This window comes from Ensifer canadensis, assembly GCF_017488845.2.
GTDB lineage: Bacteria > Pseudomonadota > Alphaproteobacteria > Rhizobiales > Rhizobiaceae > Ensifer > Ensifer canadensis.
In genome coordinates, this window is sequence record NZ_CP083374.1 from 202,875 (window position 1) to 218,592 (window position 15,718).

Consider the following 15,718-nt stretch of genomic DNA (forward strand, 5'->3'; position numbering starts at 1 on the left):
AAAGCGACAACGCGGTCAGGGGCCGCCGATTTGAAGCAGGCCTCTTTTGCTATCACCGTCGAGAGTATCCATGGCGGCAAACAAACGATCGCGCTCGATGAGCCAGGGCTTGAACTGCTCATTCACGTCCAGGACGAACACCAGATCTTCGGCCTCCAGATATCCCGCCACGGGTGAGTGGTGTCCTGCTCCCGCTCCAAAAATCGTCCTACGATCGAAGTTGATGATGTAGCGACGGTCGGGATCGTTAGCGTGCGTCATGTGCTCACGGAACTGCTCGGCGGTCAGGTTCCGCAGCACGGTGACCTGGTGGCTCGTCTTCTTTCGCGCAAGCTCAGCCAGCTCGTCCAAAGTGAGCCCCATTATGCAGTACCCCGTCCAGCACGTACCTGTTCCGGACAGGACGTCGGCCTCGGTCGTTTCGTCCTCACCGATCGAGCGGAAGCTGTTTGCAAGGCTTGCAGGTCCACACCGCGAACCGTTCGACTGCCACGTGACGCGTTTGTCAAAGGCAGAAGCGACCGGGAGGCTCCAGGCTTTTTCGAGAAGATCTGAACTGCGAATGACAGATGTCTCGATCGCTATGGGAGCAACGGAGGTCCGAGAAGGCACGACGAATGTCGCCGCAACGAGCAAACCCAAGGCGGCCGCAAAGCCAAGCACGACCCGATGTTTCATTGTCTGATCCCCACAATGCAAGGACGATCAGAAACAATGAACCAGGGACAAGATGTCATCAATGGAGGCCGATCTGCCTTGCACCTTCGCGAAACAGCGTCTGCTGTTCGGGCCCCAGATGAAACGCGGTCAGAAAATCGCTCAGGCTGTAACCTGAAAACCGATGATGGATCGACGCCACGTAGCCACGCCCTTCGTCGAGCCGGCCGATGAGCGCCAGCGATAGCGCCGCGATCGCCAGAATGTGGGCATGGGCATTCGGCCGAGCCGCAGCCTTGATGGCCCAGCCGGCGGCCTCCTCAAAGCGTCCGAGGCGCACGAGTGCCAGCGCCCGGCTTGCCAGCATGCCGAAGAGCAGCGGATCAAATGGACTGAGTTTTCGCGAAAGATCAGCCGCCACAATAGCTGCCTGCGCATCGCCGGACTGAGCCTGGACGAAGGCGAGCGAATAATGACCAAGCGCAAAGCTGGGGCTGAGTTCGACCGCCTGTTCCAGCTCGCCGACGGATTGGTCATGCAGCCCCCGCAGCCAGAGCGCTCGGCCGATTGCCCAATGCGCGGCCGGGTCGCGGTCATCGGCCATCATGCTTTGGCTGGCTGCCCGATACGCGAGCTCGACCTCCACGTCCTGATCCGCCCAGTGCTGGAAGGCGCTTTGAAAATGGGTGAAGGAAAGGCCCGCGTGAGCGCGGGCGAATGTCGGATCGAGGTTTATCGCGGTCTCGAAGAAGTGTTGGGCCTGTTCATTGTTGCTCCTGGTGAAGCGATACATGTGCCAGAGCCCACGGTGATGCGCCTCCCACGCATCGAGAGAACTAGGTGGCTTCAGGATTGCCCGGTTGCTCTCAAGCGCTTCGACCTCACGCTCGATGGTGACGACGATCCGACTGCCGATCTCGTCAAGCAGAAGAAAGGTCTCCGCAGCATCGTACTCGAAGACCTCGGCCCAGACGATACGGGCGGTTTGCGCCTCCGTAAGTTCGACGCAGACGGTGATGCGCCTTCCGAGGCGCTGGAACGAGCCGTTGACGACATAGTCGACGCCGAGCATCCGGCCAGCCTCGTGCGGTGTGTACCGGCGGTCGCGCAGGGCGAACATGGTGCCCTGGGCGATCACGCTGAGGCTTCGCTGTCGGGCGAGCCGTGTGATGATGTCGTGAACGAGCGCATCCGACGACCCACCCGGAATGGCCATCGGCGACGTGTCATCGAAGGGCATGATGGCGATCGAGGCACGGCGATGCGTCTGAGGTGCTGCTGTTTCGCTCGGCGCCGTTTCGGCGACGGGCGCCGGATGCACTATGAACGTCTCGTCAGCCTGAGCCCTGGCCGTGCGCCAGATCTCTCGAAGAGGTTTGCTGTCAACGCCTTCACTATCGAAAAGCTTGGCAGTCGCTGCCAGGTGCTCCTCTCCTTCCCGAACGCGCCCGTCGGCAGCAAGGCTTTGCAGCAGCAGCTCGTGGGGACGAAGGTCAAAGGAGGCAAGGGCAATCCAGCGATCGAGATAGCTGCGCACTTCCTCATGGCCGGCGCGTTGTACGATGTGATCGAGGAGAGCCGCATGGGTATCGCGCAATCGGCGCCGTTGGAACGCCAGCCAGCTGTCAAATGCCGGGCAGCGCTCAATCGCAAGGCCGTCAAGAAAATCGCCGACAAAAAGATCGGCCAGGGATCGCAACTGTTCCGGTGCAAGCGTCCTAAAGCCGTGTCGATGGGCTGCGGTAACCTCGATCGCATCGACCGAGCAATCCGACAGATCGAGGGCGATCGTATCGCCCTTGGCACGGACGCGCTGCTCACCGATCAGCGACCGGATCTTGCTCAGACACCATCGCAGTTCACCGCGCGGATCGTCGGGAACATCCCACAGAAGGTCGCAAAGCTGAGCCCTTCCAGAGGGATGAGGCGAAAGCGCCAGATAGGCAAGAAGAGCACGCACCTTGCGCGATCCGGGCAACGGCACGTCCACGCCTTCACGGCGAATTGCCAATGGTCCGAGCAGTCGGAGCGTTAACGACGGCATGTCGATCTGCCTTCGCCCGTAAGGTTCCATGGTCATTACCACGCCGGCTCCCACGCCGGTTCCCACGCTCTCTGCCTAAACCAGAAGCCGCGGAAGATCAGATGCTCGAAACAGGCCTGTGACAGACGCACCATGACCCAATCAAACTGCCTTAAGGAGGAAAAAATGTCCACATCCGCAGCTCTAGCCGACCAGAACCACCAGCCTGCCGTCGACTTCGGCGCGCTCAAGGCCCGGCAGCAAAACGCGTGGTCTTCAGGCGATTACGCCGTCGTCGGCACGACCCTGCAAATTGTTGGCGAGAGCCTCTGTGAAGCGCTCGATCTGCGCGCCGGTTCCAAGGTGCTCGACGTCGCCGCTGGCAACGGCAACGGTGCGCTTGCCGCCGCCCGGCGCTGGTGCGACGTCACCGCGACGGATTACGTCCCTGCGCTCCTGGAGCGCGCTCGTGAGCGCGCCAAGGCAGACCGGCTCTCCATCACCTTCCAGGAGGCAGATGCAGAAAACCTGCCCTTCGCCGATCAGTCGTTCGACACTGTGCTCTCGATTTTCGGCGTGATGTTCACGCCCGATCAGGAGCGGGCTGCCGGCGAGCTCCTTCGTGTCTGCAAGCGCGGCGGCTCCATTGGCCTTGCGAACTGGACCCCCGATGGCTTCATCGGGCAGGTGTTCAAGACGATCGGTCGCCATGTCCCAACGCCGGCAGGTGCCCGCTCGCCGGCGCTCTGGGGATCGCGCCCGCGTCTCGAGGAACTGTTCCCGGCCACGTCCGCCTCGGTTGCGGCAATGCCGCGGCAGTTTGTGTTCCGCTACAAGTCGCCCGAGCATTGGCTTGAGGTCTTCCGGACCTTCTACGGCCCTGTTTTGAAGACCTTCGCCGCCCTCGAACCCGCGGGACAGGACGCGCTCGCTACCGATCTGCTGGCGCTCGTTGCACGCTTCAATCGCGCCGATGGCGGTACCATGGTGGTGCCGAGCGAGTATCAGGAAGTCGTTGTTACAAGGCTCTGAGTCAAGGCTATGTTGAACCATGTCACCGCCGCGCACGCGTCTCGATCCGTGCTCGGCGGTGTACATCGAAACGGTCCAACCTTTCGACGATATGTCATCGATGAACCTCCCAAGCGAGCGATCAACGTAACGCCGACGACACTCACCCTCTCACTGGATAGTCCAGCGCCACGAACTGGCTGCTGATCGCGGACGTGCACGCGACCTGTGATCACGTGCCCATTTTCCCGACAACGCGCTTGTTTTTCCTTCGGCGGTCGGCCCGCTTGACTCCGCTAAAGAACGCATCTAGTAAGTTGTAGGCCTAACCCTACATTTGGACATCATGACCCGATCAACCTCGAATGCAACTCCCACGCTGTCGCTGACAGACCTGCCAGGCCCGGACGTGCCCATTCGCCGTTTGAGCCACCCTTGGCGCTGGATAAGCGGTGGTGCCGTCATCCTGCTGCTGGCAGTGATCGGTCGCGCCTTTGCGGTTGGTCAAATCCAGTGGACGGTCGTCGGGCAGTTTCTAACGGCCGGCGTCATCATCACCGGTTTCGGCTGGACCCTTTTGATCTCGGCTTGCGCGCTTGCACTTGGCGTGGTCCTCGGCTTCGCCTTCGGGATCATGCGCCTTTCGGAAAATCCAATCCTGCGCTTTGCCGCCTGGCTTTACGTCTGGATATTTCGCGGCACGCCGGTGCTGCTCCAGCTTCTCATCTGGTTCAACATCGCACTCGTCTTTCCCCGTCTCTACATTCCGGGCCTGGTCGACGAGCGCATGGTTGATGTGGTGACGCCCTTTGTCGCTGCCGTTCTTGGTCTCGGCGTCAACGAGGGCTCTTATCTGACGGAAGTGGTGCGCGGCGGAATCTCGTCCGTCGATCGCGGCCAGAAGGAAGCGGCCCACACACTCGGCATGACGCCCGGCCAGACGATGCGGCGCATTATGCTGCCGCAGACCCTGCGGTTGATCCTGCCGGTTCTTGGCAACAGCGCCATCGGCATGCTGAAATTCTCCTCGCTCGCCGCCACGATCGCCATGGGCGAAATGCTGAACGCGGCCCAGCGGATCTACTTCATCAACGGCGCGGTCATCGAGCTGCTGTTCGTGTGCGCCGCCTGGTACCTCGCCGGAACGACGGTCCTTTCCATCGGTCAATATTATCTCGAACGCCATTTCGGCCGCGATGCCGCTGCCGCTGCCAGCAATCGAAGCTGGTTCAAAGGACGGGCGCGGCGTCTCGCCGCTGTGAGGGAAGCATGAGTCTCGCGGTCAAGGCGGTAGGTATCCGCAAGAGTTTCGGCAGCCACGAGGTATTGAAGAACCTCGACCTCGAAGTCGCCTATGGTGAAGTGCTGTGCATCCTCGGCCCCTCGGGCAGTGGTAAGAGCACGTTCCTTCGGTGCATCAACCATCTCGAAACGCCAAACGGCGGTTATGTCTGGGTCGATGGTGCGATCATGGGCTACGCGCTCCATCGCGGCGCCCTACAGGAGCTGCCCGTCAAGCGACTACGCGCACAGCAGAGTCAGCTCGGCATGGTGTTCCAACACTTCAATCTGTTCGCGCATCTGACGGTGCTCGGCAATGTCATCGAAGGGCCGATGGTCGTGCGCGGATTGCGCCGGGCCGAAGCCGAAGCCCGCGCCATGGATCTGCTGGAGCAGGTCGGCATGGCGGCCAAGGCCGAAAGCTATCCGTCGCAGCTTTCAGGCGGCCAGAAACAACGCGTGGCAATCGCCCGGGCGCTCGCCATGGAGCCACGGGTGATGCTGTTCGACGAACCGACCAGCGCGCTCGATCCGGAGCTTGTCGGCGAGGTGCTGGAGGTCATGCGCAATCTGGCGCGCGGCGGTACCACCATGATTGTCGTCACCCATGAGATCGGCTTTGCCCGCGAGGTGGCAGACCGCGTCGTGGTGATGATCGACGGAGAAATTCGCGAGACCGGCGCGCCGGAACAGGTCCTCAGCAACCCCGGTGATCCGCGCGTGCGCACATTCCTCAGCCGCGTTCTGGCCTGAGAAATTTCAGCTTAAAAATGGGAGAACAGAAAATGAAACGACTGCTGCCAATAGTTCTGGGACTTGCCTCCACCACATTCATCAGCCTGTGTGTAGCCGGAGGGGCCCATGCCGCGGCCGATGAGAAGCTGGCCGCCGCCCTGCCCGAAGCCGTGCGCGCCGCTGGCAAACTAAACGTCACCATCAGCCTTGCCTATCCGCCGATGGAATACAGCGATGCCGGCTCGACCGACCTGAAGGGTTTCGACATCGATCTCGCCAAGGCCGTCGCCGAGCGCCTCGGCCTGACGGCCGAGTTCCAGAACGTCGAATTCCCGCAGCTCATTCCTCAGGTCGTCACCGGCCGGTCCGACATGATCATGACCGCCTTCTCCGACAAGGTCGAACGCCAGACACAGCTCGATTTCATCGACTACTTCAAGACTGGCAACGTCTTTTATTCCACGGCCGATCAGCAGGGAGAGATCAAGGTTGAAACCGATCTCTGCGGCAAGACCGTGGCCGTGGCGACGGGCACCAGCTGGGTCACATGGGCGGAAAATGTCGGCAAGACCAATTGTGCTGCCGACAAGCCGATCACGGTCATCCAGATCCCCACACAGGCCGAGCACATCATGCAGATCCGCCAAGGCCGTGCACAGGCCTCGGTCATCGGCCTGGAGGGCCTGCTCGATCTGATGAAGCAGGAACCGGGCAAGTTCTACCAGATCGGCAAGGTCGACGAGATCAATTACTACGGCATCGCCTTTGCCAAGGCGAATGGCCCCTTGCGCGATGCGGTTCTTGCAGCGCTCGAGGCGCTGAAGGCGGATGGTACTTATGCACAGATCCTCGATCGTCATGGCTTGAAAGATGCTGCCGTGGAAGAGTTCAAGGTGAACGGAACCACGAAGTAACGGAGCCAAACGGAGCCCGCCTTGACCCATCCCTCCATGCCTGACGCCCCCATCGCCGCCGACGACAGATTGTCGAGATTGCGCCTCGATCTCTATTCGAGCGAGCAACTTTACCGGCAGCTCTACCGGGCGCTTCGAGCCGCAATCCTGAGCGGCGATTTTTCCGAAGGGGAAGCCATTCCCTCGGAAAACCAAATGCGTGACCAGTTCGGCATCGCCCGGACCACGGTGCGCAATGCGATGGCGCTTTTGGTGTCGGAGGGACTGGTCCAGCAGGTTCGCGGCCGGGGCACGATCGTTTCGCACCGGCCGATCAGCCACAATATCTGGAACTTCGGCAGCTTTACGGAACTCGCCCGCCGACAAGGCCAACGCCCGACGACGCGGGTACTGGAGCATCGGGTTGAGAACGGTGAACTGTTCCTGGTGCGCGCTCGCGGGCTTGCCAACGGCGAGACCGTCAACTGGCTGAACGTCGATACGTCGCAGCTCGATCTCGCCCTCTATCCAGGCATCGACCGCTACGATTTCGCGGCGCAATCACTCTACGAGGTATTGCGCCGCGACTATGACCGCAACCCCATTCGCTCGGAATTGCTTTTGACGGTTGTGCCGCCATCCGACCGTTTGCGGGAGGTGTTTGCTCCGGCACACGACGTGCCGGGCTATCTTTGCGCCAGCGGGGATGTGCTCGACGCCAACGATCGGTTGGTCGAACGCACGTCGATCGTCTACTCGCCGGCGGTCCAGATGAAATTCGCCACCCGTTGGGGGCGTGATACCGCGCCGGCCTGATGGCGGCGCGACGCAGGAGAACGAACATGAGCCGCTTCGGCGAGACCTTTACGACGCCAAAACCCATTCTCGGCATGTTGCACCTGGCAGGCGACAGCCCCGAGGGCAAACTCGCCCAAGCCGAGGAAGAAGCCCGCATTATGGCGGGTGAAGGTGTCGATGGATTGGTAGTTGAGAATTATTTCGGCCACGCCGAGGATGTGGAGCGGGTGCTGGAGCGGCTGTTCGGCCTTGATCTCGGCACGCGCATCGGCGTCAATGTGCTACGCGATGATGCGCGCGCATTTGAACTTGCCCGACACTATCCCGTCGCCTTCATCCAGGTCGATTCCGTTGCCGGTCATTTGCCGCCCGAGACGGATGCTCCCTTCGCCGCAGACCTTGCCACCCGCCGTGAAGGCGTCTCGGCGCTGCTGCTCGGGGGCGTGCGGTTCAAATATCAACTGGTCCTGTCCGGCAGGCCGGAAGCAGAGGACGTGCGCATCGGCGCCTCGCGTTGCGACGGCCTCGTGGTGACCTCCGATGCGACGGGCCGGCCGACCGACATGGACAAGGTGGCGCGTTTCCGTGCCGCAACCGGGGGCGGTGTACCGCTACTGATCGGAGCCGGCCTTACCGAGGCCAATGCCGCCGAACAGCTTGCCCACGCAGACGGCGCCGTCGTCGGAAGCTGGTTCAAGCACGACCATAAGGACACCGGCCGGGTTGAAGCGGCCCACGTCGCCGGCTTGATGCGCGTCGTGCGTGCTGCAAGGAGTGCCGCATGAGCGCTCCGGATGCCGTCCTCGCCCGGCCGGTGACCGCCGAAAACTTTTCGCGGTTCGGTACGACCTACAACCTGACTGACGATTCAGATCCCAAGGCGATATGGACGGCGGGCGACGGCTGGCGAGACGGGTTCACCACCGCACCGCTGATTGAGGGCTCTGGCCACCTTGGCATCACGCGCGGCGGCGGCGGACCATGGCTCTGCGCGGCAATGGAGCGGCACCTGGGAACCGAAGAGGCGCTGTTCTGCGCATCCCAACCGATCGTGCTGGCCGTCGCGCCCGCATCCGACGCAGAGGCACCGCATCGCGATGACCTTGAAGCATTCGTGATTGCGCCGGGGCAAGTGGTAGTGATGCATCGTGGCGTCTGGCACGACGCTTGCCGCGGCGTTTCGGGCCCTGCGCCCTACTATTGGATGGCGATATGTGGCTTCGGTGAAAGCCCCTGGGTGCCTGTGGCTGGCGGACCACGCCTGATCAAGGCGGCCAACCAGGAAGGACTGAGCGCATGACAACCTTTTTCATCGGTGACGTGGCGCTCGACGAATATTACACCGCCGATCGCTGGCCGGGTCGTGCGGACAAGGGCATGGTCGCCGAACTGCCGGCGGAAACCGGCGGCTCTATCGCCAACGCCGCTGTGGTACATGCGGCACTGGGCGGCCGAACGCAGTTCATCTCATTGCTCAACGACAGCCCGCTGTCAAAACGGCTGATTGCCGACCTCGTGGAGAACGGCGTCGGCGTCAGCCACATGCTGACCGACCCTGCTATTCCCGAATCGCGCAACCTGATCTTCCTGGTCGATGGCGAGCACATCGTGCTGACTGTTGAGATGGGCGAACAACCGATGTGGCTGTCACCGGACAGTTTGACGGCGCTGCGTCAGCCCGGATTGATGTATACGACCCTCTATCGTGTCCGCCGGCTGCACGTGCGGACGGAAAGCGGCATTCTGAAACAGGCCGGACTTCTGGCCGACCTGCGCCAGCACGGGCGCCGCGCCATCTTCGATCTCGACGTCGGCGGCTGCACGCCTGAGGACATGCCCTATCTCAAAGGTGCGGCGGTGGTCATCTTCAACCAGGTCGGCTTCCGTACCGCCTTCGGCCATGAAGACCTGTCGTGCATCGGAGACTGGATGCGCGATCATGACATCGACTGGGTGGTGCGCACGCTGGCGGCCGAGGGCGCAGAGGCGCGTAACGGTGACACGATACTGCGCGCTAGCGGGTTTCCCGTCGATGTCGTCGACGTGACTGGCGCTGGCGATACCTTTGGCGGCGTGCTGACCTGGTGTCTTGAACAGAACCAACCCTTTGCCGATGCCTTGAACTTCGCCGTGGCTGCCGCAGCCCGCTCAGTCACCGTCCATGGTCCCCGCGGCGGCAAGGCCAACGCCGACGAAATCCTTCGCTGGTGCGATGACAGAACCCGGCACCGGCCGCGCCATTGAGCGCGGATTTCGATGATATATCGTCCCGGGCGACGGTACAGATTGCTTGCCAGCAGTCCAAACCCGTCCAGATAGCGGATGAATCCGTTTAACGGCGTACCTCAACCGCGCTCAATAGTAAGGTGAGACGCACGCTTGTCGCGGACCGTAATAGGGCTGGAATGTATCGTCGTATGCCCTATAGGAACGGTAGCGCGCGTAGCACCAGCGCATATGTGCACTGCCGCCGCCGTAGACTTGGCGGTAGTAGCGTGGCGCATAATAGCGTGGCGCATAATAGCGCTGCCGGTAGTAGTTCCCGCCATAGTAGTTCCCGCCATAGTAGTTATTGCCGTAGTAGTTCCCGCCGTAGTAACCGGGGCCATAATATCTGGGTTGAGCCAGCAGCCCGCCGATAACGGCGCCGGCGGCAAGCCCACCCAGTGCCCAAGCCCAATCGTCACCACCACCGTTGTGATGATGTCCGTGGTTGTACCCGCCGTAGCCGCCGCGATATCGCCTGTACTGAACCAGCTGGGCTTGCGGCGCCTCAATCCCTGGCGCGGCAATTGTGGGAAATGCCATGACCGGCGGAGCGCTTGTCAGCGCAGTCGCAAGCGACAAGGCAACGATTGCAAACCTTTTCATTGGCTTCACCTTTCCTCTGCAGCGCCACACGTCGAATTCGGCGCGCAAAGGACACTGCAGTCCTTTAAATCGCGGCCTAATTCTACCCTAAAATCGAACTTGAGTTGAGGAATTATATATCGGCCGGAAAGCATCCCGTTCCGCTCACGGACGCTTGAATGAAATGCTTCGAATGCGGGAATGCCTGCCTTCTCCGCAAACCCTGGAAGGTGCCCCGCTTCAACAGCTACCGGTCGCGCTGAGACCCGTTCGCACGCAGTTTGTGTTTTCGACCAGGCGATCGCGCTCAAACTGAACGAAATGTCCGCCGGCCCTTTACAAAGCCGTTTCGCCATGGACACATTCGCGTTCGGAGGAATGGAGGAGCGTGGCAGCAATGCCATTGAAGTTCCATGGTTTCACATTCTGAACATGTCCGCGAGATCGAGCGGGTGGGACAGGGCCTGGCAACGGGACGCGACGACATTGTCGTCAAGTCGTGGCTGCGGTGCCTTGATCTGCACAAGCTGGATCCAGCGCAGACATGCGAAGCCTACATCCTGCCTGAACAGCGCCTTCGCGAGCATCGGCAGGAAGCCGAGGACCTTATCAGGATCGCGCGGTCAGGCCTTGAAAACCTCTACAACCAGGTCGCCGGACAGAACTACGTTCTGCTGCTCTCCGACAGGAAAGGCGTGACAGTCGAATTTCTGGGCGATCCTTCCTTCGACAACAACCTGCGCCGGGCCGGCCTCTACCTTGGATCCGACTGGGCCGAAGCGCGGGCGGGTACCTGCGCCGTCGGCGCCTGTCTCGAGACCGGAGAAGCCTTGACGATCCACCAGAGCGACCATTTCGACACAACGCATACGCCGCTCTCCTGCACCGCAGCGCCGATCTACGATACAGAAGGCGGGCTTTCGGCCGTTCTCGACATTTCTCTGCTCAGCTCTCCAATCCTGAAGGCAAGCCAAAACCTTGCGCGCCACCTTGTGGCCGCCACCGTGCGTCGTATCGAGCTCGCCAACCTGATGGCTCGGACGCGCCATGAATGGGTGCTGCGCTTTGCCCGCGCGCCCGAGTTTCTCGACGTCGATCCTGAGGCGGCGATCTCGATCGACGGCCGCGGCCACATCATCGGCATGACCCATGGCGGCGCACGGATCCTGGCGCGTTCGGCCGGGCTCGACTGGCGTGACCCGCAAAACCTCATCGGGCAACCGATGTCCCGTTTCTTCGATATCGGGGTTGATGGCCTGGTGGAGTTGACCCGTCGCAGGCCGACTGAGGAACGGCTTCTGACCGCGCGTGACGGAAATGCTCTCTTTGCCCACGCGATCGAACCGCAGTTTCCTGTCGGCCGGTCGGCCGGCAAGATCGCAACGGCCTCGCCCTCTCGACGGCTCGGCGGCCAGGTGCCGGTGATCGCAGCTCTTCAGGATCGGATCACCAAACTCGCGCCGACCGCATTGCCGGTCCTCATCCAGGGCGAGACCGGTTCGGGCAAGGAGCACCTCGCCCGAACAATCCATGACTGCAGCGGCCTCAAGGGTAAGTTCGTTGCGATCAATTGTGCCGCGTTGCCCGAGCATCTGATCGAGAGCGAACTCTTCGGCTATCTGCCCGGCGCCTTCACCGGGGCATCGCCCAAGGGGCGCAAGGGCCTGATAGAACAGGCCGACGGCGGAACCCTCTTCCTCGACGAGATCGGCGACATGCCCCTCACCCTGCAGACAAGATTGCTACGGGTCCTGGCGGAACGGGAGATCCTGCCGATTGGCGGGCAGGAACCGAAATCGGTGAACCTGCGCATCGTCTCGGCAACGCACCGGCCGCTGCAGCAACTGGTGCAGGAGGGGCGCTTCCGCGAAGACCTGTTCTATCGTCTGAATGCCGTCGTGTTCCATATGCCGCCGCTTCGCGATCGGGCGGATTTCGAATGGCTGCTCGCGACACTCCTCGAAAAACACCGCACCGAGGAGCGACCTTTGCACATCTCGTCGGACGCGCTGGCCGCGCTGAAGGCGCATGGCTGGCCCGGGAATATTCGCGAGCTGGATAACGTTCTCGCCGTCGCCGCTGCCGTCTGCGACGAAAACAGGATTGAACTCGGCGACCTGCCGGACCACCTCACAGCGACGCCGACAGGCAAGACTGAAGGTCCTTCCCCAATCGGAAAGACCGATGACGGCACGGCGCTCGAGATCATGCTCTCTTCCTGCGGCTGGAACATCTCCGAGGCGGCCCGGCGCCTGGGCGTCGATCGCTCCACCGTCCATCGTCAGATCAAGCGCCACCGGCTGCGCGCCAAGCACTAGCATGCAACAGGTGTGGCACCACACCTGTTGCATCCGCCTCAGGTGGACGATGCCCACCAGGTCGAGCTACGCCATTGATTAGCAACGATATTCAAACCTGACCCAGCCCTGGCACGCCCCTTGCTCCGTACTGTCGCAACAAAAGGCAGAACGGAGGAAACATGCGCGCACTCAGATTTCATGCAGCCAGGGATCTGCGGCTTGAACAGATCTCGCCACCCGATCGCAATCCGGGGCCAGGCCAGGTCCTCATCCGCAATCGCTTTGTCGGCATCTGTGGCACGGACCTGCACGAATACGCCTATGGCCCGATTTTCATTCCAAGCGAACCGCACCCGTTCACCGGCGCGCGGGCGCCACAGATTCTCGGGCACGAGTTCGGTGGCATCGTCGAGGCGATCGGCGACGGCGTAAACACCATTGCGGTCGGAGACAGGGTATCCGTTCAACCGCTGATCATGCCGCGATCCGGCGACTACTTTGCCGATCGCGGTCTTTACCACCTCAGCACCGACCTCGCCTTGGCGGGCCTCAGCTGGCAGTGGGGCGGGATGGCGGAACATGCCACGCTCAACGAATACAACGTCCAGAAGATCCCCGATGCGATGAGCGACGAGGAGGCAGCCCTTGTCGAACCGACTGCGGTTGCCGTCTATGCCTGCGATCGCGGTGGCGTGACGGCGGGAAGCAGCGTGCTCGTCACCGGTGCCGGACCGATCGGCATCCTGACACTGCTGGCGGCAAGGGCAGCCGGCGCAGCACAGCTGTTCGTCTCCGACATCAACGATGCGCGGCTCGATTTCGCAAGATCGATCCTGCCCGATCTGATCACGATCAATCCCAAACGGGACAATCCCGGCGACATCGTTCGGGCGACGTCGGAAGGCAAGGTCGGTTGCGATGTCGCGATCGAATGCGTCGGCAACGAACATGCGCTGAAAGCCTGCGTCGATGCCGTGCGCAAGCAGGGTGTCGTCGTGCAAACGGGTCTGCATCCGCACGAGAACCCGCTCGACTGGTTCCAGGTGACCTTCAAGGACATCGACCTGCGCGGATCCTGGGCCTACCCGACCCACTACTGGCCGCGCGTCATCCGGCTGATCGCATCGGGTCTGCTTCCGGCCGCCAAGGTTGTGACGAGCACCATCACGCTCGACCGGGCCGTTGCCCAAGGCTTCGACGCCTTGCTCGATCCGGCCGGCAAGCAACTGAAGATCCTGATCGACCTTACAAAATGATCATCCGGGCACGCCGGGGAAGGAGGAGCTTCCCCGGCGTTTGCCACCTGACACTCGAGCAACACGGAGGAGATACCATGCTTGAAGACAGCCCCAACACGAAGATAGACGCAGCCCTTGCCAAGCTCGGCAAGGCGCTGGAGCGCGGAGATGTCGAAGCCGCGGTCAACCTGTTCCAGGCTGACTGCTATTGGCGGGACCTGGTCACGTTCACCTGGAACCTGCGCACGATGGAGGGCCACGACCAGATCCGCGACATGCTGACAAGGCAACTGAAAACAATCAAACCATCGCGATTTCGCCAGGATGAGAAGGAACTGGCAAGCGACGGCGACGGCATCACGCAGGGCTGGTTCGAATTCGAAACGGATGTTGCGCGTGGCTATGGCCATATCCGTCTGAAGAATGGCCTGATCTGGACGCTATTGACGACGATGAGCGAGCTCAAGGGGCATGAGGAACCCAAGGGTCTGAAGCGACCGATGGGGGCGGAACACGGCCACGACCCCAATCGCAAGACCTGGAGCGAAAAACGCCAGGCGGAAGCCGCCGGACTTGGTTACGAGACGCAGCCCTACGTCGTCATCATCGGCGGCGGCCAGGGCGGCATTGCGCTCGGTGCGCGCCTGCGCCAACTCGGCGTACCTACGATCATCATCGAGAAGAACGAGCGACCCGGCGACAGCTGGCGCAAGCGATACAAGTCACTCTGCCTGCACGACCCCGTCTGGTACGACCACCTGCCCTACATCCCCTTCCCGGAGAACTGGCCGGTCTTTGCGCCGAAGGACAAGATCGGCGACTGGCTGGAGATGTACACCAAGGTGATGGAGCTCAACTACTGGAACTCGACCACCTGCAAATCCGCTTCCTATGATGAGGACAAGCAGGAATGGACCGTCGTTGTCGAGCGCGATGGCAAGGAAGTGGTGCTGAAGCCCAAACAACTTGTGCTCGCCACGGGCATGTCCGGCAAGGCCAACGTTCCCAAATTCATGGGACAGGAGATTTTCAGGGGCGAGCAGCAGCATTCCTCCCAACATCCGGGCCCCGACGCTTACAAGGGCAAGAAGGTGGTGGTGGTCGGGGCCAACAACTCGGCGCACGACATTTGCGCCGCACTGTGGGAGGCGGGCGCCGACGTCACCATGGTCCAGCGCTCCTCGACCCACATCGTACGATCGGATTCGCTGATGGAGATCGGGCTCGGCGACCTCTATTCCGAGCGGGCGGTTGCGGCCGGCATGACGACACGCAAGGCAGACCTCATCTTCGCCTCGCTGCCCTATAGGATCATGCACGAGTTCCAGATCCCGCTCTACGACAAGATGCGCGAGCGCGACGCCAAGTTCTACGCGGATCTCGAAAAGGCGGGCTTCATGCTCGACTGGGGCGCCGACGGCTCCGGCCTGTTCATGAAATACCTGCGCCGCGGCTCGGGATATTACATCGATGTCGGCGCCTGCGACCTCATCATCGACGGCTCGATCAAGCTGAAATCCGGTTCAGACGTTGATCACCTGACCGAAACGTCGGTGGTACTCAAGGACGGCACGGAGCTACCGGCGGATCTGGTCGTCTATGCCACCGGCTACGGCTCGATGAACGGCTGGGCGGCCGATCTCATCAGCCGCGAGGTGGCCGAAAAGGTCGGCAAATGCTGGGGTCTGGGCTCCGACACGCCAAAGGACCCCGGCCCGTGGGAAGGCGAGCAGCGCAACATGTGGAAGCCGACACAGCAGGAAGCCCTCTGGTTTCACGGCGGCAACCTGCATCAGTCACGGCACTATTCGCAGTACCTCTCCCTGCAATTGAAAGCCCGCCAGGCCGGCATCGAAACGCCGGTCTACGGCTTGCAGGAAAGCCATCACCGCGGCTGACGCCGTGAGGATTGGCCGGAGCCAGTCTTCGGCC

14 protein-coding genes and 2 pseudogenes are annotated in these 15,718 nt (G+C 61.8%); 13 read left to right on the forward strand and 3 right to left on the reverse strand.

The features are described from left to right. Positions 1-15 precede the first annotated feature (15 nt). Positions 16-678 carry a phytochelatin synthase family protein gene (locus J3R84_RS34385; protein ID WP_025430115.1) on the reverse strand — a complete coding sequence of 221 codons (663 nt, stop codon included), beginning with the start codon at positions 676-678 and terminating at the stop codon, positions 16-18. Positions 679-736: 58 nt separating this feature from the next. Next, entirely contained in the window at positions 737-2,731 is a 1,995-nt protein-coding gene (locus J3R84_RS34390) for a transcriptional regulator (protein ID WP_128090364.1), read from the reverse strand. A 135-nt stretch (positions 2,732-2,866) separates the two neighbouring features. Between J3R84_RS34390 and J3R84_RS34395 the strand changes: the two genes are divergently transcribed. The 8 genes from J3R84_RS34395 (at position 2,867) to J3R84_RS34430 (ending at position 9,642) form a co-directional block, all read left to right on the forward strand. Next, a complete protein-coding gene (locus tag J3R84_RS34395) occupies positions 2,867-3,712 on the forward strand; it encodes a class I SAM-dependent methyltransferase (protein WP_057225794.1) in 846 nt (281 codons plus the stop codon). A 325-nt stretch (positions 3,713-4,037) separates the two neighbouring features. Next, complete coding sequence (locus tag J3R84_RS34400; RefSeq protein ID WP_025430118.1) at positions 4,038-4,964, forward strand: amino acid ABC transporter permease; 927 nt, start codon at positions 4,038-4,040, stop codon at positions 4,962-4,964. Next, positions 4,961-5,725: an amino acid ABC transporter ATP-binding protein gene (locus J3R84_RS34405; protein WP_025430119.1), complete on the forward strand. Its 765-nt coding sequence runs from the start codon at positions 4,961-4,963 to the stop codon at positions 5,723-5,725. The genes J3R84_RS34400 and J3R84_RS34405 overlap by 4 nt, the downstream gene beginning before the upstream one ends. Before the next feature lie 32 nt (positions 5,726-5,757). Next, positions 5,758-6,621 (forward strand): ABC transporter substrate-binding protein, encoded by an 864-nt coding sequence (locus tag J3R84_RS34410; protein WP_025430120.1) that lies wholly within the window; start codon positions 5,758-5,760, stop codon positions 6,619-6,621. Between the two features lie 21 nt (positions 6,622-6,642). Next, positions 6,643-7,416 carry a GntR family transcriptional regulator gene (locus J3R84_RS34415; protein ID WP_128090338.1) on the forward strand — a complete coding sequence of 258 codons (774 nt, stop codon included), beginning with the start codon at positions 6,643-6,645 and terminating at the stop codon, positions 7,414-7,416. Positions 7,417-7,442: 26 nt separating this feature from the next. Beyond that, a complete protein-coding gene (locus J3R84_RS34420; RefSeq protein WP_025430122.1) occupies positions 7,443-8,183 on the forward strand; it encodes a BtpA/SgcQ family protein in 741 nt (246 codons plus the stop codon). After that, positions 8,180-8,698, forward strand: coding sequence for an ureidoglycolate lyase (locus J3R84_RS34425; RefSeq protein WP_025430123.1), 519 nt, complete (start codon positions 8,180-8,182; stop codon positions 8,696-8,698). Before J3R84_RS34420 ends, J3R84_RS34425 begins: the two co-directional genes overlap by 4 nt. After that, a complete protein-coding gene (locus J3R84_RS34430; RefSeq protein WP_025430124.1) occupies positions 8,695-9,642 on the forward strand; it encodes a carbohydrate kinase family protein in 948 nt (315 codons plus the stop codon). Before J3R84_RS34425 ends, J3R84_RS34430 begins: the two co-directional genes overlap by 4 nt. 111 nt (positions 9,643-9,753) lie before the next feature. On the opposite strand, the gene J3R84_RS34435 is transcribed toward J3R84_RS34430, so the two are convergent. Next, positions 9,754-10,269, reverse strand: coding sequence for a BA14K family protein (locus tag J3R84_RS34435; RefSeq protein WP_025430125.1), 516 nt, complete (start codon positions 10,267-10,269; stop codon positions 9,754-9,756). 392 nt (positions 10,270-10,661) lie between these two features. Here J3R84_RS34435 and J3R84_RS39200 point away from each other — a divergent pair. The 5 genes and pseudogenes from J3R84_RS39200 to J3R84_RS34450 all read left to right on the forward strand — a co-directional run. After that, positions 10,662-11,180 (forward strand): annotated as a pseudogene (locus J3R84_RS39200) (GAF domain-containing protein); the annotation flags it as partial. Between the two features lie 537 nt (positions 11,181-11,717). Further along, a pseudogene (locus J3R84_RS39260) lies at positions 11,718-12,341 on the forward strand (sigma-54-dependent Fis family transcriptional regulator); the annotation flags it as partial. Positions 12,342-12,455: 114 nt separating this feature from the next. After that, positions 12,456-12,566: a helix-turn-helix domain-containing protein gene (locus J3R84_RS39210; protein WP_371412240.1), complete on the forward strand. Its 111-nt coding sequence runs from the start codon at positions 12,456-12,458 to the stop codon at positions 12,564-12,566. 161 nt (positions 12,567-12,727) lie between these two features. Beyond that, complete coding sequence (locus tag J3R84_RS34445; RefSeq protein ID WP_025430127.1) at positions 12,728-13,804, forward strand: 2,3-butanediol dehydrogenase; 1,077 nt, start codon at positions 12,728-12,730, stop codon at positions 13,802-13,804. 77 nt (positions 13,805-13,881) lie between these two features. Then, complete coding sequence (locus tag J3R84_RS34450; RefSeq protein WP_057225800.1) at positions 13,882-15,684, forward strand: NAD(P)/FAD-dependent oxidoreductase; 1,803 nt, start codon at positions 13,882-13,884, stop codon at positions 15,682-15,684. Positions 15,685-15,718: the final 34 nt, after the last annotated feature.

Bases quoted from the DNA above. Each gene is read 5' to 3' on its own strand.
- J3R84_RS34400 (WP_025430118.1), top strand. From the start codon at position 4,038: ATGACCCGATCAACCTCGAATGCAACTCCCACGCTGTCGCTGACAGAC.
- J3R84_RS34405 (WP_025430119.1), top strand. From the start codon at position 4,961: ATGAGTCTCGCGGTCAAGGCGGTAGGTATCCGCAAGAGTTTCGGCAGC.
- J3R84_RS34425 (WP_025430123.1), top strand. From the start codon at position 8,180: ATGAGCGCTCCGGATGCCGTCCTCGCCCGGCCGGTGACCGCCGAAAAC.
- J3R84_RS34390 (WP_128090364.1), bottom strand. From the start codon at position 2,731: ATGGAACCTTACGGGCGAAGGCAGATCGACATGCCGTCGTTAACGCTC.
- J3R84_RS34385 (WP_025430115.1), bottom strand. From the start codon at position 678: ATGAAACATCGGGTCGTGCTTGGCTTTGCGGCCGCCTTGGGTTTGCTC.
- J3R84_RS34450 (WP_057225800.1), top strand. From the start codon at position 13,882: ATGCTTGAAGACAGCCCCAACACGAAGATAGACGCAGCCCTTGCCAAG.
- J3R84_RS34410 (WP_025430120.1), top strand. From the start codon at position 5,758: ATGAAACGACTGCTGCCAATAGTTCTGGGACTTGCCTCCACCACATTC.
- J3R84_RS39210 (WP_371412240.1), top strand. From the start codon at position 12,456: ATGCTCTCTTCCTGCGGCTGGAACATCTCCGAGGCGGCCCGGCGCCTG.
- J3R84_RS34395 (WP_057225794.1), top strand. From the start codon at position 2,867: ATGTCCACATCCGCAGCTCTAGCCGACCAGAACCACCAGCCTGCCGTC.
- J3R84_RS34435 (WP_025430125.1), bottom strand. From the start codon at position 10,269: ATGAAAAGGTTTGCAATCGTTGCCTTGTCGCTTGCGACTGCGCTGACA.
- J3R84_RS34430 (WP_025430124.1), top strand. From the start codon at position 8,695: ATGACAACCTTTTTCATCGGTGACGTGGCGCTCGACGAATATTACACC.
- J3R84_RS34445 (WP_025430127.1), top strand. From the start codon at position 12,728: ATGCGCGCACTCAGATTTCATGCAGCCAGGGATCTGCGGCTTGAACAG.
- J3R84_RS34420 (WP_025430122.1), top strand. From the start codon at position 7,443: ATGAGCCGCTTCGGCGAGACCTTTACGACGCCAAAACCCATTCTCGGC.